25 protein-coding genes and 2 pseudogenes are annotated in these 22,890 nt (G+C 37.3%); 8 read left to right on the top strand and 19 right to left on the bottom strand.

Annotation, left to right across the window (positions count from 1 at the left end; translation table 11 throughout):
* Positions 1–176: 176 nt before the first annotated feature.
* Positions 177–968 carry an HAD family hydrolase gene (locus QFZ87_RS13340; protein WP_309862035.1) on the bottom strand — a complete coding sequence of 264 codons (792 nt, stop codon included), beginning with the start codon at positions 966–968 and terminating at the stop codon, positions 177–179.
* A gap of 151 nt (positions 969–1,119) precedes the next feature.
* Between QFZ87_RS13340 and QFZ87_RS13335 the strand changes: the two genes are divergently transcribed.
* Positions 1,120–1,428: a hypothetical protein gene (locus QFZ87_RS13335; RefSeq protein WP_309862034.1), complete on the top strand. Its 309-nt coding sequence runs from the start codon at positions 1,120–1,122 to the stop codon at positions 1,426–1,428.
* Positions 1,429–1,625: 197 nt separating this feature from the next.
* Here the strand turns inward: QFZ87_RS13335 and QFZ87_RS13330 are convergent, their stop codons facing one another.
* From QFZ87_RS13330 to QFZ87_RS13320, 3 genes are read right to left on the bottom strand one after another with little or no spacing between them, the layout of a single operon-like run.
* On the bottom strand, positions 1,626–1,793 hold the full coding sequence (locus QFZ87_RS13330; RefSeq protein WP_309862032.1) for a hypothetical protein: 168 nt from the start codon (positions 1,791–1,793) through the stop codon (positions 1,626–1,628).
* A 52-nt stretch (positions 1,794–1,845) separates the two neighbouring features.
* Positions 1,846–2,742, bottom strand: a complete 897-nt coding sequence (locus QFZ87_RS13325; protein ID WP_309862029.1) for an ABC transporter permease subunit — start codon at positions 2,740–2,742, stop codon at positions 1,846–1,848.
* Between the two features lie 46 nt (positions 2,743–2,788).
* Positions 2,789–3,646 carry an ABC transporter permease subunit gene (locus QFZ87_RS13320; protein WP_309862028.1) on the bottom strand — a complete coding sequence of 286 codons (858 nt, stop codon included), beginning with the start codon at positions 3,644–3,646 and terminating at the stop codon, positions 2,789–2,791.
* A gap of 367 nt (positions 3,647–4,013) precedes the next feature.
* On the opposite strand from QFZ87_RS13320, the gene QFZ87_RS13315 reads away from it, so the two are divergent.
* The 3 genes from QFZ87_RS13315 to QFZ87_RS13305 all read left to right on the top strand — a co-directional run bounded on the left by QFZ87_RS13315 (position 4,014) and on the right by QFZ87_RS13305 (position 7,502).
* Positions 4,014–4,892 (top strand): ABC transporter permease subunit, encoded by an 879-nt coding sequence (locus QFZ87_RS13315; RefSeq protein ID WP_309862025.1) that lies wholly within the window; start codon positions 4,014–4,016, stop codon positions 4,890–4,892.
* Positions 4,889–5,905, top strand: a complete 1,017-nt coding sequence (locus QFZ87_RS13310; RefSeq protein ID WP_309862023.1) for an ABC transporter permease — start codon at positions 4,889–4,891, stop codon at positions 5,903–5,905. Before QFZ87_RS13315 ends, QFZ87_RS13310 begins: the two co-directional genes overlap by 4 nt.
* 145 nt (positions 5,906–6,050) lie before the next feature.
* On the top strand, positions 6,051–7,502 hold the full coding sequence (locus tag QFZ87_RS13305) for an IS1182 family transposase (protein WP_309858342.1): 1,452 nt from the start codon (positions 6,051–6,053) through the stop codon (positions 7,500–7,502).
* 130 nt (positions 7,503–7,632) lie between these two features.
* On the opposite strand, the gene QFZ87_RS13300 is transcribed toward QFZ87_RS13305, so the two are convergent.
* Together QFZ87_RS13300 and QFZ87_RS13295 are read right to left on the bottom strand one after the other, a co-directional pair.
* Positions 7,633–8,385, bottom strand: coding sequence for a methyltransferase domain-containing protein (locus QFZ87_RS13300; RefSeq protein ID WP_309862021.1), 753 nt, complete (start codon positions 8,383–8,385; stop codon positions 7,633–7,635).
* 130 nt (positions 8,386–8,515) lie between these two features.
* Positions 8,516–9,607 (bottom strand): CotH kinase family protein, encoded by a 1,092-nt coding sequence (locus QFZ87_RS13295; RefSeq protein WP_309862019.1) that lies wholly within the window; start codon positions 9,605–9,607, stop codon positions 8,516–8,518.
* A gap of 199 nt (positions 9,608–9,806) precedes the next feature.
* On the opposite strand from QFZ87_RS13295, the gene QFZ87_RS13290 reads away from it, so the two are divergent.
* The gene (locus tag QFZ87_RS13290) at positions 9,807–10,118 is read left to right on the top strand and encodes a CotG/ExsB N-terminal domain-containing protein (protein WP_309862017.1); all 312 of its coding nucleotides are present in this window, start codon (positions 9,807–9,809) and stop codon (positions 10,116–10,118) included.
* 59 nt (positions 10,119–10,177) lie between these two features.
* On the opposite strand, the pseudogene QFZ87_RS13285 reads toward QFZ87_RS13290, so the two are convergent.
* A pseudogene (locus tag QFZ87_RS13285) lies at positions 10,178–10,732 on the bottom strand (DsbA family oxidoreductase); the annotation flags it as partial.
* Positions 10,733–10,917: 185 nt separating this feature from the next.
* On the opposite strand from QFZ87_RS13285, the gene QFZ87_RS13280 reads away from it, so the two are divergent.
* Entirely contained in the window at positions 10,918–11,670 is a 753-nt protein-coding gene (locus tag QFZ87_RS13280; RefSeq protein WP_309862015.1) for a CPBP family intramembrane glutamic endopeptidase, read from the top strand.
* 35 nt (positions 11,671–11,705) lie between these two features.
* Here QFZ87_RS13280 and QFZ87_RS13275 read toward each other — a convergent pair whose 3' ends face one another.
* Entirely contained in the window at positions 11,706–12,281 is a 576-nt protein-coding gene (locus tag QFZ87_RS13275; protein WP_309862013.1) for a DJ-1/PfpI family protein, read from the bottom strand.
* A 159-nt stretch (positions 12,282–12,440) separates the two neighbouring features.
* Between QFZ87_RS13275 and QFZ87_RS13270 the strand changes: the two genes are divergently transcribed.
* Both QFZ87_RS13270 and QFZ87_RS13265 read left to right on the top strand, forming a co-directional pair.
* Positions 12,441–13,130 (top strand): aspartate/glutamate racemase family protein, encoded by a 690-nt coding sequence (locus QFZ87_RS13270; RefSeq protein WP_309862011.1) that lies wholly within the window; start codon positions 12,441–12,443, stop codon positions 13,128–13,130.
* Between the two features lie 34 nt (positions 13,131–13,164).
* On the top strand, positions 13,165–13,401 hold the full coding sequence (locus tag QFZ87_RS13265) for a hypothetical protein (RefSeq protein WP_309862009.1): 237 nt from the start codon (positions 13,165–13,167) through the stop codon (positions 13,399–13,401).
* A 47-nt stretch (positions 13,402–13,448) separates the two neighbouring features.
* Here QFZ87_RS13265 and QFZ87_RS13260 read toward each other — a convergent pair whose 3' ends face one another.
* The 11 genes and pseudogenes from QFZ87_RS13260 to eutC all read right to left on the bottom strand — a co-directional run bounded on the left by QFZ87_RS13260 (position 13,449) and on the right by eutC (position 22,889).
* Positions 13,449–14,984, bottom strand: coding sequence for an amino acid permease (locus tag QFZ87_RS13260; protein WP_309862007.1), 1,536 nt, complete (start codon positions 14,982–14,984; stop codon positions 13,449–13,451).
* Between the two features lie 20 nt (positions 14,985–15,004).
* Positions 15,005–15,145 (bottom strand): hypothetical protein, encoded by a 141-nt coding sequence (locus tag QFZ87_RS13255; RefSeq protein ID WP_309862005.1) that lies wholly within the window; start codon positions 15,143–15,145, stop codon positions 15,005–15,007.
* Between the two features lie 159 nt (positions 15,146–15,304).
* Positions 15,305–16,708 carry an ethanolamine permease gene (gene eat / locus QFZ87_RS13250; protein WP_309862003.1) on the bottom strand — a complete coding sequence of 468 codons (1,404 nt, stop codon included), beginning with the start codon at positions 16,706–16,708 and terminating at the stop codon, positions 15,305–15,307.
* Between the two features lie 120 nt (positions 16,709–16,828).
* A complete protein-coding gene (mdh, locus tag QFZ87_RS13245) occupies positions 16,829–17,770 on the bottom strand; it encodes a malate dehydrogenase (RefSeq protein WP_309862001.1) in 942 nt (313 codons plus the stop codon).
* Between the two features lie 50 nt (positions 17,771–17,820).
* On the bottom strand, positions 17,821–18,195 hold the full coding sequence (locus QFZ87_RS13240; RefSeq protein ID WP_309861999.1) for a BMC domain-containing protein: 375 nt from the start codon (positions 18,193–18,195) through the stop codon (positions 17,821–17,823).
* On the bottom strand, positions 18,170–18,472 hold the full coding sequence (locus QFZ87_RS13235; RefSeq protein WP_309861997.1) for a EutN/CcmL family microcompartment protein: 303 nt from the start codon (positions 18,470–18,472) through the stop codon (positions 18,170–18,172). The genes QFZ87_RS13240 and QFZ87_RS13235 overlap by 26 nt, the downstream gene beginning before the upstream one ends.
* 240 nt (positions 18,473–18,712) lie before the next feature.
* Positions 18,713–19,357: pseudogene (locus QFZ87_RS13230) on the bottom strand (phosphate propanoyltransferase); the annotation flags it as partial.
* Between the two features lie 31 nt (positions 19,358–19,388).
* Positions 19,389–19,682: an ethanolamine utilization microcompartment protein EutM gene (eutM, locus tag QFZ87_RS13225; RefSeq protein ID WP_307287352.1), complete on the bottom strand. Its 294-nt coding sequence runs from the start codon at positions 19,680–19,682 to the stop codon at positions 19,389–19,391.
* Between the two features lie 15 nt (positions 19,683–19,697).
* Positions 19,698–21,221, bottom strand: coding sequence for an aldehyde dehydrogenase family protein (locus tag QFZ87_RS13220; protein ID WP_309861994.1), 1,524 nt, complete (start codon positions 21,219–21,221; stop codon positions 19,698–19,700).
* Between the two features lie 37 nt (positions 21,222–21,258).
* Entirely contained in the window at positions 21,259–21,912 is a 654-nt protein-coding gene (gene eutL / locus QFZ87_RS13215; protein ID WP_309861992.1) for an ethanolamine utilization microcompartment protein EutL, read from the bottom strand.
* Between the two features lie 14 nt (positions 21,913–21,926).
* Positions 21,927–22,889, bottom strand: a complete 963-nt coding sequence (gene eutC / locus QFZ87_RS13210) for an ethanolamine ammonia-lyase subunit EutC (RefSeq protein ID WP_309861989.1) — start codon at positions 22,887–22,889, stop codon at positions 21,927–21,929.
* Between the last annotated feature and the right edge of the window lies 1 nt (position 22,890).

Genomic DNA, 22,890 nt, shown 5'->3' with positions numbered 1-22,890 from the left:
CTAAATACTTTTGTTAAAGTTATCTCATTAATAACTTACCATTAAGTTAATTAGCTGATAGTGATTAACATCATTATTATAGTTATAAATGTGAAAACTTTAAGAACATGTCTCGTGATTATCCTAATAAAAAGACACTGCCCACATGTATGGCAGTGTCCTCTTACAAATTATTTTTAGTTTCTATTTAATTTTTCTAATATAGAATAGAGGTCTTCCAAATGTTTAATTTCAAATGTAGGAATGACTTCATTTCGTTGTTTATCCTGACGGTTAATCCAAACGGTTTTTATTCCAGCTCTGTTTGCGCCAAGAATATCGGTCATCAGGTTATCACCAACCATTATAACTTCGTCCTTTTTTAAAGACATACTTGATAAAGCATGCTCGAATATCGAAGGATCTGGCTTTCCTCGACCAAAATCACCAGAAATAACAATATGATCAAAATAAGGAACTAATTCAGGTGTAATGGCTAGTTTCGTATTTTGAAGATCAGGAGATCCGTTGGTTAATAGAAGAAGTTGATAGTTTCCCTTTAAACCATCTAGAATCTTAAATGTTTCATCATAGACAAATGGATGGTTTCGCCGCTCCTGTGGAAACCGCTCTGCTAGCTCCATTCCAAATTCAGGGTCATCAATACCCATTGCTGATAATCCTGATGTCCAAGCATCTTTTCGATAGGTGGGTACAATTTCTTTCATTTTCTTAAAATCTTCTGTATCATCTAAAAAATTACCCCATAATCCTTCAAAAGGATTAATCCCAATCATTTGTGTAAACGCAAACGTTTCATAGGAAGAATATAAGTTTCTAGCTGCATCACGAACAGCTTCCTCAAGTTGATCTGCAGAAAGGCCATACCTCACCTCTGCTAATCTACATGTTGCTGCAAAGGCTTCTTTTACACTTTTTTGGTCCCACAGTAGCGTATCATCTAAATCAAAAAAAATGGCTTTTATCATTTTTGTCCTCACTTCGATTAATGATTTTTTATTAGTTTATCATTAAATCCCTCGCACATGAAGACTAAAGTTTCTGACAATTAAATTCATAAAGCGGAATGAAACACCTTCTACCCGCATATTTTTTTAAGATGTGAAAGGAGGATACAAAATGGTCAGCATTGAAGTTAATAAGAAAATTGAGAGTATCACACATCCGAAAGTACGTAATATCGTAAGAGTTTGCGTGGAACAGGGGTGTATGTTCAGACCCCATCCAAGCAATCCTAACTTAGTTCATTTGTTTGATCCTGAACGTGGGAAAAAAATTATTGGTGACATTAACCTATTAAGTCCAAGAGGGTACTTTACACTGGAAGTAGCGAATGGACGTTTTAAATCCTTTAGAAATGAAATATTGGATTTAGATATCAATCATGCAAACTTTGTAGATAAAGTACTCAAACGGTTGAGGCAATAGTTGAAAAAAACAGTAAAAAAAGGCAATGATTCCAGTACTTGAAATCATTGCCTTTTACTATGTAGATTTTATCTTACCTCCGAGTTTCTTCTATAATATAAAGTAAATATTTATTAAAATTTGCATAATTTGTGAGCAGTTCAAAATACCTACAATTATTCAAAAAAAAAGAGGCATCTTTATTAAGATAACCTCCTTTAATATTTTGTTAACCGCTTCATAATTTCAGTCTTCCTAGTTTTATCTTTAATTCTTGTTAAATCAAGAGCCACCTCATGACCTTTATTTTTTGAACGCAGGATTTCTCTTATGGCTTGTTTCACGCTTTCTTCATCATCCCTCACCATGATAACATTTCGTAGCATTTTCCCCCTCCTCATAATAAAGACTATTCCCTTCTCTTCCGATTTACTTCAATTAATTATCTTTTTTTAAACGAACCATCGTTTTATTTTCAAAATAAGCTTTAACTGATTGGTTTATTAGTGCAACACTAATGGCCGTAACAATAAAGAATCCGATTGGTACTAAGATAATCCAGGGCTGCTGTGAATAAAGATAACTGATATCTCCTCCAATCACGCCTGACCATTCAAAAGAGATTGTTCGAGGAGGCGTATCATCGTCTGGATAGTGGGTACCTCCAAAAAATAGCTTCATAAATCCAAGATGAGCGAGAAGCTGTAAAGTCTGAATAAATTGTTGGCCAAATGATATGATCCATTTTTCATACACATGTGGGATTATATGTTTAAAAAAGATATAGCGCTTAGTAGAACCTAGTGTTCTTGAGACTTCAATGAAATCTTCTTTTTCAACATGCCTCATTTCACCCGATATATGAATGGTTAAGCTCGGAATGGCAAGAGCGACTAAAATAAATACCTCAAAAGATGCTCGTAACCAAAAGGGCGTATGAAAGCCATCAAGTGGCATCCACAAAACGCTAAACAAAATAAAGTATGCAATAATGGTCTGAGGTACAACCGAGAATGGTTCGAAAATAGTTTTTATACAGTTATATATCCGATTGTTTAAAGGATAAATGAAGGACGCCAATATAATTGAAAATAACATCCTGAGAATGACGATTGCAATAGTAATACCTATTGTCCATTTTGCCCCCTCCACCATCATATGTACAAGATCATAGCCAAAAGAATCAGAACCTAATACATACTCGGTCAATGGCGCATAAGGGGGACGATCCACAATATTCCCCTTTTCATCAGCATGAAACCTAATCTGCCTGATTTGCCCATCATTCAATAAAGTATTAAGAATACTCCCAGTAAAGAGTACGATTAGAAACATAGCACTGAATAAGAACCTTTTCCTCTTTAGCAAAAATACCAGCATATTATTGTGTATCCTTTCTGTTTTCAAAACTCACCCATTCATAAATCCGAAAAATAACAAAAAATGGAATAAAAATTAAGATGCACCCGATAATAAATGGATCTACCGCCGTTAACATCACTCTAAGCAGGCCATTCATATTAAACAAGTAATCAATCACTAATAAAGTTGAAAGCATAGACCAGAAAATCATTTTTGATGTTCCGAACATGCCATCCGCAATATTTCTAAGTACATGGACATTTAGGATATATGAAAAGGTAAAGCCCTTTGCTTTCGCCAGCATGACATAATGCTTCTCTAATTCTTCTTCAATGTAATGAATTAGTACTTTTGTTATGTATAGACTGATAGGGACACTTAAACTGATGACTGGGAGAAGAATCGCTTCTTCTCTTACGGAAACAACTTGGGCCAGCTTAATACCCGTTTTCTTATAAACTATGATAACCGCAAATTGCAGTAACAAAATAATCATTAGGTCAGGTATAGACTCGAGGATCTCTAGGAAACTTTTAATATACTTTAATTTACTTTTGAAAAATATAAGACCCACATACGCAATGATGAAGGCAATCAAACAGGCTGTTAAAAAGCTTAAACCTAACATTTTCATCGAATCCATGTATTTATAAAAAATAACCGGAAATACAGAATTCTTCTGATCCCTCAATAAAAAATCCCCAAATGTAAACAGTTTTATATTCAAGTCATAAGCAGCTTGGAGGAATGGTGCTCCATTAAAAGTTAAATTTTTAAATAATTCCGGGAAAACAGCGATTATTATTAATACTTCAACCCCGACAAGACATTGGATAATAAGGAAGAACAATCTTTTAATGATCTTTAAACCTCTCATAACAACATCCTTTATGTAAATATTTGAGTTCTTTCCGCATTCCTAATAGACGAAAGATTCAGTTAGATAGTTACAGGGTTTGAGGATATATTTATAAAATTTTTTAAATTGTGGAATTTGTTGTTTTCCTGCGATATATTTGTAAATACGGAAAAAATTGGAGGAAGGGAATGAAGTTCTTGTATACGAAGAAAATATTTTTACCTATAAGATTTATAGTTATTCTAGTAGGTTTTATTTCTGCTGTGAATTTACCCATCCTTTTAACGTTTTGCTGACACTCTTTTTTACAACATTGTGGAAATTAGTCTGAATGTAGGATATATTTATTCTTGCAATTAGAAATATTTAGAAAGGTATGAGTGGGTTGATAAAAAAAGTAGCCTATCTTCCAGTGAGATTGATTGCAATGCTTGCTGGCTTTATTTGTTTATTAAACATTCCAATTCTATTTGTATTCAATGTAAATCATAAGAGCATTGAATTTCACTTTAGCCAATATAAGGAATATGTCTTAAACAACTTAACTTGGTTGGTTCATGTCGATCAATATCCTTCCATATTAAGGTTTTTTGAAGGCGATGGTATGGAAAAGTATTTTTATACAATGACTATATTATCCGTTTCTCTTCTTATAGTCATATTGATTGGGATGTTTGCGGCCACCACCATTATGCTGATGCCCCTATCTTTTCGGAAGCGGCTAAGCGGTTTTATCGATTTTACAACGACAGCACCAGATTTACTCATAGTCTTCTTACTTCAATATCTAGTGATATTTTTATATAAGACTTTTCATATAAAGCTTTTTCAATTATACGGAGGGAATTATACCGAGCCATATTTCATGCCAATTGTTATTGTTAGTTTTGTACCTACTATTTTCTTAGTCCAATTTTTATTAAGAGAGTTTGCGAATGAAGAACAACAAGATTATGTATTATTTGCAATAGCAAAAGGGACGCCATTAAAAACCATTTACATGAAACATATCATCCGCAACATTATTCCTTTATTACTCATCCACCTAAGAACCGTTATTTGGTTTCTATTATCAAGTATTATAGTAGTTGAGTATTTATTTAACATACATGGGTATGTGGATGTGTTACGTTCCATGTATGGGACAAGAGCCATCTCTTTTGTTTTTGGTTTTCTCCTTTTTGCTGTACCTGTTATTATCGCCAATATCATTGCTAAAATTGTAATGATGTCAAAAAATAGAAAAGGAACTAGCAGTGTATGAAACTTCAAAAATATAAAAAGACCATTGTTGGATTGTCTATTCTAAGTATCATTCTTATTGCCAGTTTACTATATCCATACTTTGGACCTGCGGATTTTAATAAGGTAACCTATCTATATGATAAAAAAGGAAATTTAATCGGAGTACCTCCTATCCCACCGTCCTCTCATTACCTTCTAGGCTCTGATCGGAATGGTGCAGATATTCTTTATATGATGATTTACGGGGCAAAATTCACACTATTAACTGCTTTTGGTGTCACCCTTTTTCGAGTGTTAATCGGCAGCGTCCTCGGATTATTATTTTCCTTATGGTTGAAACGTTTGCTTCCACTTGTAAAGGATTTCCTAGTTGTCTTCAATTTAGTACCACCTATCCTAATTACTTTAGTGCTGATGTATCCTGTTTCAACAAACTATATTAAAGATTCCATTTATAGTGTAATGATCTATCAGATTATCATTCTTGTGATAATGGGGATTCCTTCCGTATTGTTTATGACTGTAGACATTGTTGATGAATTAAAAAAGAAAACATTTATCCAGTGTTCGTATTTAATGGGTGGGAATCATTTTCATGTTCTTAAGACCCAGATTAAACCTTATTTAACTTCTTATGGGCTATTGATGGTTATTCAGCAGTTGCTTGGGACACTTGTACTTATGATGTATTTAGGTGCATTTCAGGTATACATAGGGGGAGTTTCAAAAGAAGAGGTCCGTGGATTGCCCCTTCTGAATTCCATATCTAAGGAATGGGCCGGTCTGGTTGGACAGAATTACCGTGAATTCTATATGTCGCCTTGGGTGGTACTAATCCCGCTCGCTTGTTACTTTATCTTAATCCTCATTATTAACATGATTAAGAAAGAACTAGATGAAGCATTAGACATTAACTCCTTAGGCATCCTGTCGAAGAAGAAAAGATCAAAGAAGAAGAAACAAATGAAAGAGCAAAACCCAACATCCCCCCTTAATGCAAACGACTTCACGTTTCATAGGGAACTAAAGTAAAAAACGGGGACAGTCCCCCAGCGCTTTAAAGCGAGGCCACTGAAAAAGTCCCTTTAAACTATAAGGCAGAAACTCTCATGTTTTTCGAGGGTTTTTGTCTTTTTTGATTTATAATTAGGATATCTAATTTAAGTGGGTGTTTCCGGTGATATCAAAACAACAATCTATGAGGTTTAGTCCCTATATGGACCTATACAATTTAATCATTCCTGCGGATAACATGTTGCGCAAGATCAATGATCTTGTCGACTTTTCTTTCGTCTATGATGAAATTAAAGATAATTATTGTCTTGATAATGGCCGGAACGCCATCGATCCTATTCGCATGTTTAAATATTTATTGTTAAAAACTATCCATGATCTTTCCGATGTGGATATAGTTGAACGTTCAAAATACGATATGTCTTTTAAATATTTCCTTGATATGACACCTGAGGAATCTGTGATTGAGCCAAGCTCATTGACCAAGTTTCGGAAGCTCAGGCTTCAAGATGTCAAACTTTTAGACTTACTTATCAATAAGACAGTCGAAATAGCCATTGAAAAAGAGATTATCAAGAGTAAATCTATCATAGTCGATGCTACCCATACAAAAGCCCGATACAACCAGATGACGCCAAAAGAGGTCCTTATGGACCGTTCCAAAAAGCTGAGGAAAGCTGTTTATCAGGTTGATGAAACCATGAAGGAGAAGTTCCCTGCCAAAACAATGACGGATGTACTAGAGGACGAAATCACTTATTCTCAGAAGTTAATCCATGTAATTGAGAAGGAAGAAAACCTTATCCAGTATCCAAAGGTTAAGGAACAATTAAATCTACTGAAAGAGACCGTTGAGGATGATATTGAGCGACTTCAGAGTTCGAAGGACCAAGATGCCAGAGTTGGTCATAAGAGTGCTGATTCTGCTTTCTTTGGTTATAAGACACACTTGGCTTTAAGTGAAGAAAGAATCATCACTGCAGCGGTTATTACAACCGGTGAAAAAAATGATGGCAAACAACTTCAAACTCTCATTGAGAAAAGTGAGAAAGCAGGGATAGAAGTTGAAACCGTGATTGGCGATGCTGCTTATTCTGAAAAAGATAATATCATTTATACCGCTGAAAACGATATTAAATTGGTAGCCAAATTAAATCCAAATATCACTCAAGGAACTCGAAAAAAGGAAGACGAATTTCAGTTTAATAAAGATGCTGGCATGTATGTTTGTAAGGCAGGACATATGGCAATCCGAAAAGAAAAAAAGAACAGATCAAACGAGAAGAAAAATCCACGTGATACCTATTACTTTGATATTAAGAAATGTAAAGTTTGCCCTTTTAGAGAGGGATGTTATAAAGATGGTGCGAAAAGTAAAACTTACAATGTAACGATTAAATCAGATGAACACCAGGGACAGGCAAACTTTCAAGAAAGTGAATATTTCAAAGAAAAGTCAAAAGAACGGTATAAAATAGAGGCTAAAAATAGCGAATTAAAACACCGGCACGGGTATAATGTTTCATTATCCTCGGGTCTAGTTGGCATGGAATTACAAGGTGCCATGGCAATATTCACTGTAAATCTTAAGAGGATACTAAAGCTCCTAGGGTAAAAAGTAGGAGTTCAGGGGCAAAATTAAGAAAAAAGCCGACCTTTTCTTCCAAAATAATAGGAGAAGGGTCGGTTTTTTATTTGTTGGACTGTAATGAAAATAAAAATCGAAAGATTTTCAGTGCCCTCCTTTAAAGCAGCGGGGGACTGTCCCTTTTTAATAGATAGAATACATATCCGTAGTAATCAGAGTACTTTCTGTACAAATCTATCTCCGTTTGAAATTCTGATAATTTGTTTAATGCTTCTTGATCATTCTTGTACTTTTCTCTAAACATGCTGATTCTTTCTTCTAATGGAGTATAGTAATGGTCCCACCATCCAGATTCCGGCAAGACAAACGTTTCAATCACTTCATAGCCTAGCTTTTCCGCCTTCTGTGTGTTTTCCTGAACGGATGCTGCGCCAGGATAAGCATTCCTCCAAAACTCTGCCGCTTCTTTCGGTGGGTGTTCCTTAATCCAAGATAGCTCCGAAACCACTAAAATTCCATTTGCTTTTAGATATTTCTTCCATTCCTTTAAACCATTTTCAAATCCGATAATGAAAATAGCTCCCTCTGACCAGATGATATCAAATTGCCCTTCCTTATAAGGCAACGACTTCATGTTTGCTTTTTCGACACATATTTTACTTGATAAACCTCTTTGTTTTACTACCTCATTGAGTCCTTCTAAAAACCCATCATTTACATCTGTGGCCAAGATGGTTCCATTCGTTAGCGAAGCAATCTCAAGCGTTTGCATTCCAGGTCCGCACCCTATGTCTAAAATAAATGGTTTCGTCACGTACTTTTCAATGATTCTATATGCTTTCCTCGTTGATTCATTGTTTCCAGGACCCTCTCTAGGGATGTCTCTATGTAATTCATAGAAAATATTCATTTCTTCTACTCACCTTTCTATACTTCTTACCAGCCAAAAAACCATCCAGCAATTTGGATGGCAAGTTTATAAGAATCCCATAATACAAAATTATCAAATTTATCCATTGTTTTCAATATTCCTAACACTTTTATTCTAAACTTACCATCATCCTTTTAAGGTAATTCCTTCTTCCATTAATATATTCCTTTATTACATCCATTTCTTTATCGAATTGTTCTATTTCTTTGTTTTTATATGGGTCCTTCAAAACATATGGTCTAATCAATTGAAGCAACAGTTCCACCCTTGGAACCATATAGTCTAATGTGAATTGCTGTGTCATAATTTCTTTAAGCAATTTTACATACTGTTTTCGGAAAGAATCTACGCCCAAAATTCTTGACGTTAATGTATTAAACCCGTCTATTGGAACATAATCCGCTTCCATCGGTTTTCCGTTCACATCCCTTCCCCATGTTGCATCATAATCCCAAGGAATGATTTCGAAAAGGCAAGTCTCTCCGTTTCGATACAAAGCGTAGTTATGAACAAATCCATCATAGTTCGAAGTGAAGATTACTCCTGCAATCCAATGTAGATATTTATCCACATTTACATATTTTTGTATTTCCCTTTCGAATTCACTATTAGATAATGTATTAATATTAAAGATCATTTCTTCTAAGTAATAATCTTCTTGTCTGTCTCCACATTTTTTTTCATAACCCAACAGTAACGATTTTTTGGTTTCTTTGTCTAATTCACTCATCAGGGAAAAATTCGCGTCACCATCTAGGGCATAAAAAATGCTGCCTTTTGGTAACTTTCTTTTTCGCAAGAAATCTTCATCCACTGACTCAATTTCCAAGTAAACTCCTTCCGATTTACCGTTATGTGTAAAAAAAACATGTCTGGATTTTGGTGATAAAACACCAATGTCGGAAAAGAAATCAAAGGATAATTTATTACGTATGAGTGAGGGATCCATATATTCTGCATTTAAATGAATAATTTTTGAACCCCTAAAGTTATTAGGTTTATAGAAAGCGATCTGATAGGATTTTTTCCCCAAGTCTCTGATATGAGATCCTCGATAGCTTAAATCAATCTCTAGCCTCTTACCTTCAATGGTTAACTGTCCAGGTACAGGTTCATCATTCCATATATCCCTCTTTAGTTCCTTTAGATCATTGGGATTAATAAAAAGTTTATACTCAGGTACCTTTGTCACCTCGTCCATTTTTATTCCTCCTTCTTTTATTCGTATGAAAAAAAAGGAGTAGTGGTCACGATTGGATAGCAATTTTTCCTTTTATAGGCTTTTTTCTCATTCAAAAATAGCTCAACAAACGTAAATTGGTAAAAGAAGAGTGAGGTTTATAGGTATATGTATAATGAGCAAACGTACTCCCTTTTCTATATTTAAAGGAGGTGCTAAAATGAGTGAATTTTCATCAGAGGAAATACAAAGGGCTGCAGATGAGGTAAGACGTGGTGGTTTCGGAGACTTCATGTTTAGAGGACCAAGCCGTAATCGTCGCACTTCATCTTCTAGTCGAAGTACTACTCGGCATTCAAGTAGACACACAACAAGAAGGCATACATCTGCTAAGCGCTGTACGACAAGAAGATATCCAACCAAATGCTTTAAAATAAAATCTTGTTGGCAGAGCAGCCACCGCAGCAATCATCAAACGAAAAGCTATTGGGATAATGGAAACATGTGGAAATTAAGAGTACGAAGACGATAACGTCTATATAAAGAAAAGAGGTGACTCCATGAATGGATTCCCCTCTTCTTCTTTTTAGATTAATCTTTATCAGGAATTGCACAACTGCCATCTACACAGCTTACATCTTCCGCTGTCGATAAGTCCTGAAACACTGGTTTAGGTGCTTCTTCCTCCCAAACTTTTTGCAAGGCACCCTTAAATGTCTCAAGTGGCTGTGCCCCAGATATCGCGTACTTTGAATTTAGTACAAAATACGGAACACCGCGTACACCATATTGTTGGGCAAGTGATTCATCTGAACGAACTTCGCTGGCATATGCATTTTTGTCATTCAAAACGTGTAAAACGTCACCTCGGTCTATGCCTGCATCCTCAGCTACAGCAATCAAGGTTTCCAAATCCCCGATATTTTTTCCTTCAGTAAAATAAGCTTGAAGAAGCTTTTCAGAAACCAGTGGTTCCTTCCCTTTTACTTTCGCCAATTTTGCCAAGCGATGTGCGTCAAACGTATTCGTTGGCTTCATTTCGTCAAAATTGAAAGTTAATCCAACTGTAGCTGCCTGCTGTCCAACTCCCTGGTTAGCTTGTTTCGCTTGATCTATACTCATACCGTATTTTTTTGCTAATACTTCATAGTAACATATGTTGATTGAAAACGAATAAAATGTGCTCATAAGTTAGGATGACAAAAAGGTTTAGAAAACTGGTTGATTTTACCTTTAAAAAAGGTAAAATTAACTAGTTCACTACTTTTTCATGGAGGTGTATTTTAATTAAAAACTTTTTAAAAGGCATAATTGGTTTTCTTATTTTAGATTTGTATTTTAATTTAATTCCCGTTCAGCTTGGAAATCCATATCTTCAATTTGGGTCCACTCTACTCTTCTTTCCGTTAGCTTTCTATATTTCTAAATGGGTTGGATTAGATGGATTAAAAGGATTGGGAATGGTATTTCATCCAGGCTGGAAAAAGAACTTTTTTATTAGCTTTCTGATAGGCTTTGGATTTTGGATGGTTATGTTCGGCATACAATTTTATGTGGGTGACTTAGAGTTTGTAGGCGTTCACGGCCCAGTAAATGTAATCATGCCTGTTGTGGAAGTCTTTGTTGGTTATTTAGTTGGATCTCTAATTAATGATTTAATTGTCAGAGGCTATGTTGTCAATATATTAAAAGATAAGATTCACATTGTCTGGGTATTTATAATAAGTATTTTAATTTATGCACTTGATGATTATTGGTATGCAGGATTTAGCATCAGCAATAGTATCTTTTCAATTATTTTAGGCCTTTCTTTAACTCTTGCATACTATAAAACGGGATCAATATGGGCAGATACAGGGCTCCATTATGGATTAAATATTGCCTACGGTCTTTTCTATGGTCTAGTTGGTAATTCCGGAAGTGCTCTTTTTATCGTTAAGGAAACTGGGCACGAAACTGCCTTTTCCAATCTCCTCAACTATATCATCCCTGCACTGATGTTTATCTTTGTACTATGGGCACTAAAATACTATTCTTCTAGTAATACATTAAGTAAAGATAATAAAATAACTTTTTCCCATTAAAAAAGCCAGATTGGAGAGCCAATCTGACTTTATTTCTAAATAAAACTAAGCCCTTTACCAACAGGTTGGACGGATTCTAAAACAGTATCAACCATTTCTTCATTTATTAGAGTCTTGATAATCCATGCGGAAAGCTCTTGAGCAGCAAAACAGCCTGCTGCTGTTGATACATTACCAGAGTTAACAAAGCTCTGTTCAATCACTTCCACATTAAATTCTTTTAGCTGTTCAACCACTGTTGGATATGTAGTTGCCTTTTTACCGGACAGTAGGCCCTTCGCTCCTAACAACAAAGCACCAGAACACATGGAGCCAATCAGTTGTTTTTCAGGATTTACTTTTAAACGATTAATATAATCTTGATTCCTATACAGTTTTTGGACACCTTTTCCACTTGCAAAAATAACAGCATCTGCCAAAGTAAGTTCAGAAATCGTACCTGTCATGGGAATACGTAATCCAGCCATGGAAATATGGGTTGGCTCTGTACCTAATAGCTGTACCTTCCAATCATCTAATCCACCAACTAATCGAACACGGTTTAGCAAATCCCATGGCAAAAATACGTCTATATCAGTAAAATCATCAAAGCAAACAATTGCTATTTTCATTTTCATTCCCCCCTTGTTTAGTTAAACTAGAATGATACTCTGAGAAAACAGACGTTTGATCATTCTAAAAAGTTTCAAATAGGGGATTTTTGTGGGAAAATGAAACTTTTTCAATCTTCGAACGTCTTTTGATTATATAGAAAAATATGGGGTGAATCTATGAAAATCATCGGGTTAATAGGCGGGATGAGCTGGGAGTCTTCTGTCGAGTATTATCGTATCATTAACGAGGAAGTCAAAAAGAGATTAGGTGGATTGCATTCGGCTTATTCCATCATGTACAGTGTTGATTTCGCGGAAATTGAAAAGTGCCAATCTAAAGGAGATTGGGAAAAAGCAGGAGATATATTAGCTAATGCAGCAAAAAGTCTAGAAAAAAGCGGTGCCGACTTTATTATCATTTGTACCAATACCATGCATAAAGTTATAGATGCCATCCAAGGAAACATTAATATCCCAATTTTACATATTGCTGATGCAACGGCTACCCAAATTAAAAAGCATGGGTTGAAGACAATTGGTTTGCTTGGCACCAAGTATACGATGGAGCAGGATTTTTACAAATCACGATTAGAAGCCCAAGGATTAAAGGTTCTTATACCAACTGACCAGGAAAGAGAAATAATAAATACCATAATTTACGAAGAATTATGTTTAGGTAAAATTCTTCCATCATCAAAAACTTCATATAAGAGTGCCATTAATAACCTAATTGAAAACGGAGCAGAGGGAATCATTCTTGGATGTACTGAAATAGGTTTATTAATAAAACAAGAGGATACTAATGTGCCATTATTTGACACAGCTTCTATTCACGCTCTTGCTGCGGTTAACAAAGCACTTGAATAATATTTATTTTTCATAAACAGAATGGAGGGTAAATATGAAGTTTAAGAAATTTCTAGTCGGTTTTTCTACGTTTGTAATAGCAACTGGCCTTTTGTATGCAATTGGGCATCTCTTTAAGATAGAATGGTTAATGTTTCATCATAGATATGAGGAAAGTGCAAATGGTTTCTCAGTTGAAACTGGCTCATTAGTTCCATTCATGATTGGGATATTCCTCAGCATTATTGCAGAGAAAATATATGTATACAAAAACCAAGCACACTATCGATAAAGCAAAAAGAAGTGCCCTACTCCAAAAAGGGCACTTCTTTCGTTATCCTACTCGTTTTCATGTTCGAATTCTTCTTCCAATCTTTTGATTTCTTCAACTGATTTTTCTAGTGCAGCTTGAGGTCCTTTAAAGTGTTTTTTGTAATAACCCAAGTCCATGAAGATTAGAATGACAAACATGCCTCCTATGGCGTAAGCAGCCATTTGATTTGGTGGAATCACCATGATGATACATATAAAGAGAATCCAGATTAAACTAATCACATTAATTGGTTTGCTCCATTTACCTAAACTCCAAGGACCGTAATGTTTAGGTAAGAAGATCCCTTTTGATTCGGCCCTTAATTTCAGAAAGATAGGAATTCCGTAAGCCACATATAAACCAACTACACTCACTGCAGTTAAAAACGCGATTGTAGAGTACCCTACATTTGGATTGATTAACTTGGTGATGTAATCGATTAAAGCTAAGACAAAAGAAAGAATAACCGAAAGCCAAATTGCCTTCGCAGGGGTCCGATACTTTCGGCTAATTTCCGCCCAGTGCCTGCTAAACGGCATTCCCTTATCTCGCGAAAAGGCATACATCATGCGTGAAAAGGAAGTAATTGATGAGAGACCGCAAAAGAACATGGCAAAGGTAACGAGCCAAAGAACAATATTTCCAAACGTACCACCTAACGCTTGGCTGATAACGTAGATGAAGGCATTATCTGAGTTTACCGCACCATTCGCATCATGAATGGAAAGAGTAACAAATGAGAGCATGATAAAACCAAAAACAAACGAAAAAGCAACTGAGTTAAAGATTCCCCAGGGTGCCCTTACCCTTGGGTGAACCGTCTCTTCAATTGTATGAGCAGATGCATCATAGCCTGTAAAGGTCCATTGTGCTTGCAATAATCCGATTAAAAAGGCAAGAAAATAGGGCTTATCAGAGAAGGTTGTTCCAACTTGGAATAAATAGTCAAGTGGCTGCAGACCATCTTTTGTAAAAAAGGCAAGACTTACGACCAAAATGGCAACAACAATCATATGATACCAAGCCGAGAAGTCATTTAATTTAGCAACTATTTTAATGCCCACATGGTTTAGAATTCCGTGTAAGAGGAGGACGATGCCAAAAACAATTAGAATGGTAGTATCGGTAGAAGAATAATTGAAGATGGTTGCTAGGAGTGGATCAGCGAATAAGGCGACAGAATAATCAATCCCTGCTACAATTCCGATTTGACCAATTAAATTGATCCAGGCAGTATACCAGCCAATTCTCGTACCCTTTAAGGCAGCAGCCCAGTGATATAAGGCACCTGCTGTTGGAATCGCTGAAGCAAGCTCAGATAAAGAGGCCGCAATTAATAGTACAAAAAAGGCAACGATGGTCCAGCCAAATCCCATCATTCCAGGTCCCCCATACAGTAATCCATGGCCATATAGAGAAACAGCACCTGTTAAAATAGAAATGATTGAAAATGAAATGGCAAAGTTTGAAAATCCACCCATATCACGAAGTAGTTCCTGTGCATATCCATAGCGATTTAGCTGTTTTTTATCAGCCAGCATTTGTTGGTCTTTATTTTTCATAGATACATCTCCTTTCGTGCTTAGACTTTTTCATCACTTCCCACGAAAATCTCATGTTCTTCCTCTTTAAAAGCTCTTACATTTTTATTCGCTCTCAGGCCGATAGCCGAACCAACTGCGAGTGTAATGATGACTAGAGCGATACCTATTACCACCTCCATCCACGGTCACCTCCTTCAATAGGGTTTAAACCAAGACCTAAATGGGTCAAGTTATTACTATAAGTATTCTGAAAAATTCGATTATATTCACTATAAATCATAGAATAGAAAAAGCAGTCCTCATAGAGACTGCTCAATCTACTTGAAAATTATATGATATTATCTGTTTACAACATCCTTTAGTTCTTCATGTGAAGTAATATCTTCTATGGATACAAATTCTTCTGACATTGGGCGTAGATTTTTCGAACCTACTAAGAAATAGTAGACAATTGCTACCCCAAAGATGGATAAAATGACATAACCTAATGGAAGTTCTACTCCAAACAATGGTAAAGATGTTGTTAGAACACTGTATTTAACAACACAGAAGAAAGAAAACACGCCTAAAATAAGGGCAATCGCTGGCACAACTGGATAACTTACTTTGAAGGGTCTTTCCATATTTGGTTCTTTCTTTCTTAACACAAATAATGAAACCATACTTAAGCAGTACATGGTAATCGCACCAAAAACAGAAAGGATAATTAGTGCATTTGCAAAATTAGCAGAACCAGCAGCAATGACACCAATTGCACCTGGTACAATCAGACCCCAGTGCGGTACGCCTCTTTTTGAAAGGTTAGAAAGGAATTTCGGTAAGTACCCTGCTCTTGCCAAGGCAAACGTCTGGCGGGAGAATCCAATAATTATTCCATGTAAACTGGCAATTAAACCAAATAGTCCAATAATCGCAACAGTAATAGGAATGATACTGCCTTCACCATACACACTAGATAAGGCTTGTGGAAGCGGGTAATCCGCCGGCTTGCCAGTTCCTCCACCAAGACCAGCCGTTACGAATAGTGTTAAAACCGTGGCAACACCAAGAGTTAAAATTCCTGAAATGAATCCTTTTGGAATATCCTTCTTAGGATCACGAACTTCTTCAGCGGCCATCGCACCGCCTTCAATTGCTAGGAAGAACCAAATGGCAAAAGGAATTGCTGCCATAACCCCAGACCAGCCATTTGAGAAGGCCGTTTCATTAAAAATATTAGATGTTTGTACATGTGGTAACCCTGCTACATAATAAATTGCTAAACCGATAAGGGCCATAATGGTAGCTACCAATTCAATGATTGCAGCTCCCTTTACCCCAATGAGGTTGACTAAAATAAACAAAATAAACATCCCAACTGTTGCATAAACGGCATTAATGCTAGGGACTAAGAAGTTAATGTAAGCACCAACTGAAACAGCAATTGCGGGTGGAGCAAATACAAATTCAAGTAAACAGGCTATCCCTGTTACAAACCCCATAAATGGCCCCATTGCTTTCCTTGCATAAGCAGATGGCCCACCAGCATGTGGAATAGAAGTGGATAACTCAGAATAACTAAAAATAAACGTTGTATAGAACACTGTAATTATAAGTGCTGCAATAGCAAGGCCAATCGTTCCCCCTTGTTCGAACCCGTAATTCCAACCAAAATACTGACCTGAAATAACCATACCCACAGCAATACCCCATAAATGAATAGGTGTGAGACTTTTATGCAAATGGTTCTTTTCCTTCTCCAATAAGATCGTCCCCTTTTAAGAACATTTTTGAATTTAAAGCTTACTCTACTGTTAGGTCTTTTTCTGAAAAATAAACTTAGGAGAATGTATACCTTATTTTACAATATTAATAGACTTGAACTACTTGTTAAAAATAGTCATAACATTTCGGACGGAATGTGCAGATTTATCTAATGCAGATTTCTCTTCAGGAGTTAGCGGGATCTCAATAATACTTTCTATTCCATCTCCTCCAAGAATGGTCGGAACCCCTAAATAAAGATCATGATAGCCATATTCACCTTCTAAATAAGCGATGGATGGTAAAATGCGCTTTTTGTCTTTAAGTATGGCCTCTGCCATTTGGACCATTGATGCGGCAGGAGCATAATAAGCACTTCCTTGTCCAAGTAAATTGACAATCTCGCCGCCGCCCTTACGCGTTCTTTCTACAATTGCTTCAATCCGATGCGGTGGGAGAATTTTGTCCAGTGGGATTCCTCCAGCATAGGAAAAGCGTACTAAAGGTACCATATCATCCCCGTGACCACCAAGTACAAACCCAGAAATGTCCTCAACTGATACATTCAATTCCTGGGCTACAAATGTGTTAAAACGGGCTGTATCTAATACACCTGATTGACCAATTACACGATTCTTTGGAAACCCGGTCGTTTTATAGCATACATACGTCATTACATCCACCGGATTACTTAGAACTATAATGTAACTATTAGGCGCAAACTTTTTCACGTTTTCTGATACTTGCTCGATAATTTTAGCATTTGTTGACACTAAATCGTCACGGCTCATTCCCGGTTTCCGAGCAATCCCTGCCGTAATAAGCACTAAGTCAGCATCTAGGATATCCTCGTAATTTGACGTTCCAGTAATATTTGCATTAAATCCTTGCACAGGACTTGCTTCTAACATATCAAGTGCTTTCCCTTTGGTTGGATCACTTTGAGATGGAATATCTACTAGAACCACGTCACCTAATTCCTTCTGAGCAAGCATCAATGCAGCTGTTGCACCGGTAAAGCCTGCTCCGATAACTGCTATTTTTCTCCGTTTGAAAGCCATTTTTTCTCCCCCATTTTCTATTACTCATAGTAGCTTTTTAGATTAATGGTTTAGTTGCTTGGAGGTTCTTCCTGTGTCGAATCAACTTTAGATGAAATCGATTTTGCTTTTGTATTTTTTTTATTTGTTTTTAATATTTCTTGATCCTTTTTTGGCTGCTCTGCGAGAATCACTCCTACACCATCATCAGGTCGTGGAATCACATGTGCGGAAACCAGCACTCCTGCCTTAGCTGCTGCATACTTGCCTGCATCAACGGCAGCTTGCACGGCGCCTACATCCCCTTCCACTAAAACAGCCACAAGACCTGCATCTACCTTTTCTTTCTTTATGAGCCTGACATCAGCCGCTTTTACCATTGCATCTGCAGCCACGATGGAGGCAATTAACCCTCTCGTTTCAATCATTCCTAATGCCTTCGCCATGCTCGGCACCTCCCGTAACGTCTATCGAATCAATTATACCGATAATAAGTGCATCGATAGGTAGACTAGTCTCTACTGCCATATTCGTTGCAGCACTACCTAAAGTTACCATCACTTTATCCCCAACACCTGCACCTATTCGGTCTACAGCAATAAAGGGGGTTTGAATTGGCGATCCGTTAGGAAGCTCTGGCTGCACAAATAAAAATTTCAATCCAGTTAAATGGTCTTCCTTTCTAGTCGCCCATACATTTCCGATTACTGTACCTACTTGCAAAAAAATCATCTCCCATCGTTAGTCAATTACCTTGATGGTTTTCCCTAACTCTCTTGCGGTATCACGTGCTAAAGGGGTTACGATTGTACGCTTATATATCGTAATTGTGTGGTCCTTCCATGTTTGTACATCTCTTTGTGATAAAAGCTTATTTTCAAAGACTACTGGTTCATTAAGTTGCTCAATAGCCGTTTGCTTTTCGGGAAGTTTGACAAAACTTTCCTTCTTTACATCGTCCATTTCCCCATATCTCTCTAGAATACCCATATCTCCGCTAGTAATCAGACCTGCATTCGCTTCATCCGTATCAATATGCATCTCCAACTTATATCTAGCAGACACACGAATGAGTACTTTTTCAAAGGATATAGGACGTTCATCGCCCGTTTTAATCCGTACATATTCTCCATTCTCCACACCAAAATTCAAAGCATCTTCAGGTGTCATATGGATGTGTGCCTGGGCTATGATAAGACCTTCTTTTTTAAAAATACTTCCTTTTGGGCCTACTAGTGTAATAGAAGCAGATTCTTTAATATTTCCAGATTCACGAATCGGAGGTTTTACCCCCAAATTAACCGAATCTGTTTTACTTACTTCTACTTGAGTGAGCGAACGGGCAGGACCAAGAATTCTGACCTTTTCAATAGAACCCCTTGGTCCGACAATCATCACCGTTTCATTTGCAGCAAACTGACCTGGTTGTGACAAATCAGCTTTTTTAGTTAATTCATATCCTTTACCAAATAGGACGTCTAAATCACTTTGACTTACATGACAGTGTCGGGCAGAAACAGCCATCGGGATGTTACGAGTCATTGAATTTTTATTCAAAAATTGCTGAATGACCTCTTCCACGATCATTTGAATGGCCTGTTTATTCATCACTTATGCTCCTAACCTAGTAAGCTAAAGATTAGAGTTCAGCTTCTAATTTTGGTAAAATGCTTTCCAATTCATTGTGTGGACGTGGAATGACGTGTACAGATAAAAGCTCTCCAACACGTTGTGCAGCTGCAGCACCAGCATCTGTTGCTGCCTTTACCGCACCTACGTCCCCGCGTACAAATACAGTTACAAGGCCTCCTCCAACCTGAACTTTTCCAATTAGGTTGACGTTTGCCGCTTTTACCATTGCGTCAGCTGCCTCAATTGATGCCACTAACCCTTTTGTTTCAACCATTCCTAATGCTGTTAACTCTCTTGCCATTGTCCATTCCTCCTATTAGTTCATTTGATATTTTTTTAAAACTTGATTCACCATTTCAGAAATCAAATTTGGATCTACATTTCCTGCGAGATTTACTTGTTTTAATACCTGTTCAACAATTTCTGATACATTTTCGGTTGATTCTGATTTTGTATGACTAGGTTGATTGCCTGGCTTTGGAATGATAACCTCTTTCGTTCCATATGCCATTCTTTTTATATTGATTAAATGCTTGGCAGATACATTGTCTGAAGTAATATTGCCTCCAAAAGAGCCACAGCCAAGTGTCAGTGATGGCACGAGTCCAGTTGTAGCACCAACCGCCCCAATCGAGGAGAGCGTGTTTACCATCAACCTTGAAACTGGCATTTCTAGGGCAAATTCCCTTGCTACCTTGTCATCATTCGTGTGCAGGGATAAACTATGTCCTCTCCCGCCAAGGTTTAGCAAGCTTAAGCATATTTCTTTTGCCTGATAATAACTATCCGCTGTGTATAGAGCTAGGATGGGTGAAAGCTTTTCTATAGAGAAAGGTACATCCTTGCCAACTCTTGTTTCTTCAGCCACTAAAATCCTTGTATCTGAAGGAACAGAGATTCCTGCCATTTCCGCAATTTTTAGTGCACTTTGTCCAACGATAGTAGGATTTAATTTTCCAGGAAGCGGGGAAATCACTTTTTCTAAAAAAGTTTTTTCTTGTTCATTTAGCAGGTATGCCCCATTTTTCTTAAGTTCTCGTATTGCCAGTTGCTGTACATTACGATCTACTACCATGGCTTGTTCTGTTGCACAAATCGTACCATGATCAAATGATTTGCTTTCCACAATCATTTTCATAGCTTTTGCTATATCTGCTGATTTTTCAACATATACCGGAACATTACCAGGACCTACCCCATAAGCTGGTTTTCCTGAACTATAAGCTGCCCGGACTAAATCTTTTCCACCAGTTGCGAGGATTAAGTCAATGTCACGATGTTTCATTAATTCCGTCGTTGCTGCCATCGTTGGTTTAGAGATCCAGCCGATAATTCCATCAGGTGCTCCTGCATCTTTAGCAGCCTCCAAGCAAATTTCCAATGCCGCTATGGTACATTTAACTGCTCTTGGGTGTGGGCTAAATACTATTCCATTTCTTGTTTTCAAGCTAATTAATGCTTTAAAGATAGCCGTCGAAGTTGGATTGGTCGTTGGAATAATACCAGCGATTACTCCAAATGGCGCAGCCACTTCCACTACTTTGTTAGCATGGTCCTCTTTAATAATGCCAACTGTCTTTTCATTCTTAATAGATTGGTATACAGCCATTGATCCGACATCATTTTTCATTCGTTTGTGTTCAACAATACCCATTCTAGTTTCTTCAACCGCAAACTTTGCTAATTCCAATGATTTAGCAAAAGCAGCTTCCGCTACCCGTTTCACGATTGCGTCGACTTGCTCTTGTGAAAACGCCATGTACTTCTGTTGCGCTTCCTTTGCTTTTTGAAGGGCATCCCGCATTTCTTGGATTGATTGTAAATCATGGTCAAACTGCACCTGGGATACACACCTTTCTTTAAAAAATAGTAGTTAGTTAAATTTGTCTTGGATTTCTGCTGATATCAAGAATGACTTCACGGAACGCATCTGCTGCTGCCTGACAGGCTGATTGCGAACCTGTCAGTAGTCCCCCTCCAAAGTTCGTTTCTGATGGCGGACCAAAAAATTTAACTAACTTTACGTCTGCTGCCTTTAACGCTGCATCAATTCCAAAAACCGCCTCGAGTGGAGGGGCAATCAAGTAAGCAAGTGCTTCCCCTTGGCTAATACCAGCTTCTTTCGATAAATAACTTCCCGTCCTTGCTACCACATGGGCATACAACGCATGGCTTTTGTCCTCATTTACCGCTTCGAAAAAAGCATCGTTTTCTGCTGTCTGGATGACCGCCTCCATTCCACTTTTCACTTCATCTGGAGTTGGACCAGCTAGGATGCCAATCATTTCACCTGATAATGGTCCTGAGGCATGTGCTGCACCCGCATAGAATGAGCGAGCATAAACAACCTCTACATCCGCTCTTTTTGTAGCCTCATCTAATGCTGTATAACCAACATCATCGATGGTGGAAGTAAAAATGGCCAGGCTACGATGATTGGGCTCTAGTTGAAACTGTTCGGCCAGGGCGGAGTCTACGTTTGGGATAATTCGGACAGCTAATATTTCTGCATGAATTCGCTCTAAGGTCACAAACAAGTCCTCCCTTATTGTTCTTTTTGAACTAGCGAAACTCCACTAGCTTGATATTTTAATACTTTTTGAATGACTGTACCTAGGTAGGCACCGGCTTCAACCGGCGGTATCCCACCTTTATGAATATTTGATACAACCATTCGGTCCGCCTCAATTGTCCCTAAGCGCGGTTCATAGCAAAGATAGGCACTAAGAGATTCCGCACTCACAAGACCTGGACGCTCACCAATCAAGTACACAATCACTTTTGGCTTTAACAGCTCTCCAACATCATCCATGGCAGCTACTCTTCCTTTTTCAATGAAAAAAGGTGTCCCAACATCAAGGCCTAAACCTTGTAGAGCTTGATTAAGAGATAAATAAACATCCTCTAAGTTTTCATCAATCGCCTTTGAACTTAAACCATCTGATACAATGATTTGAACAGTCGGAGATTTTTTGCATTTTTGTGTAATCAGTTGCTTAGCTTCTTCAGAAAGTTTGCGCCCAAAATCAGGACGTCTTACATACACTTCTTTGTCAGCCACCTTTGTGTTTACTTTAAAAAGCGATAAACTTTCTAATAAACCAGGATTTACATCACCGTACACAGCATCTACTGCAGCTGCATGATCGTAACGAAACTTCAACCAGGTATTCGTTTTAGGTCTTAGTCCCGCTCTCCCCACCCCAATTCTTGCAGGTGTTTTACTAATCAAAGATGCTAATTCATCTTTATCAAATGGGGATTCAATTCCAATAACAGGTTTTGATTCTATGTTAATTTCTTCAATTTCATCTTGTAGGGTTTGGTGTATCTTTTCTTTGATTGGTTGATAGTTATCACTCGCTGAAGGGTGTGATTGACCATCTGCATTATGGTTCCAAAACTTCACCTCTACTTCTGACGACGTCTGTTCATCGGTCACCACAGTTGGTGATTGTAATTTTTCATATATTAATTTGGTAATTTGTTCAACTAACTCAGGATTCATT

The sequence above is a fragment of the Bacillus sp. SLBN-46 genome (assembly GCF_031453555.1).
Classification (GTDB): domain Bacteria; phylum Bacillota; class Bacilli; order Bacillales; family Cytobacillaceae; genus Neobacillus.
The sequence above is the reverse complement of the archived record's forward strand: the minus strand, read 5'-3'. Positions and strand labels throughout refer to the sequence as shown.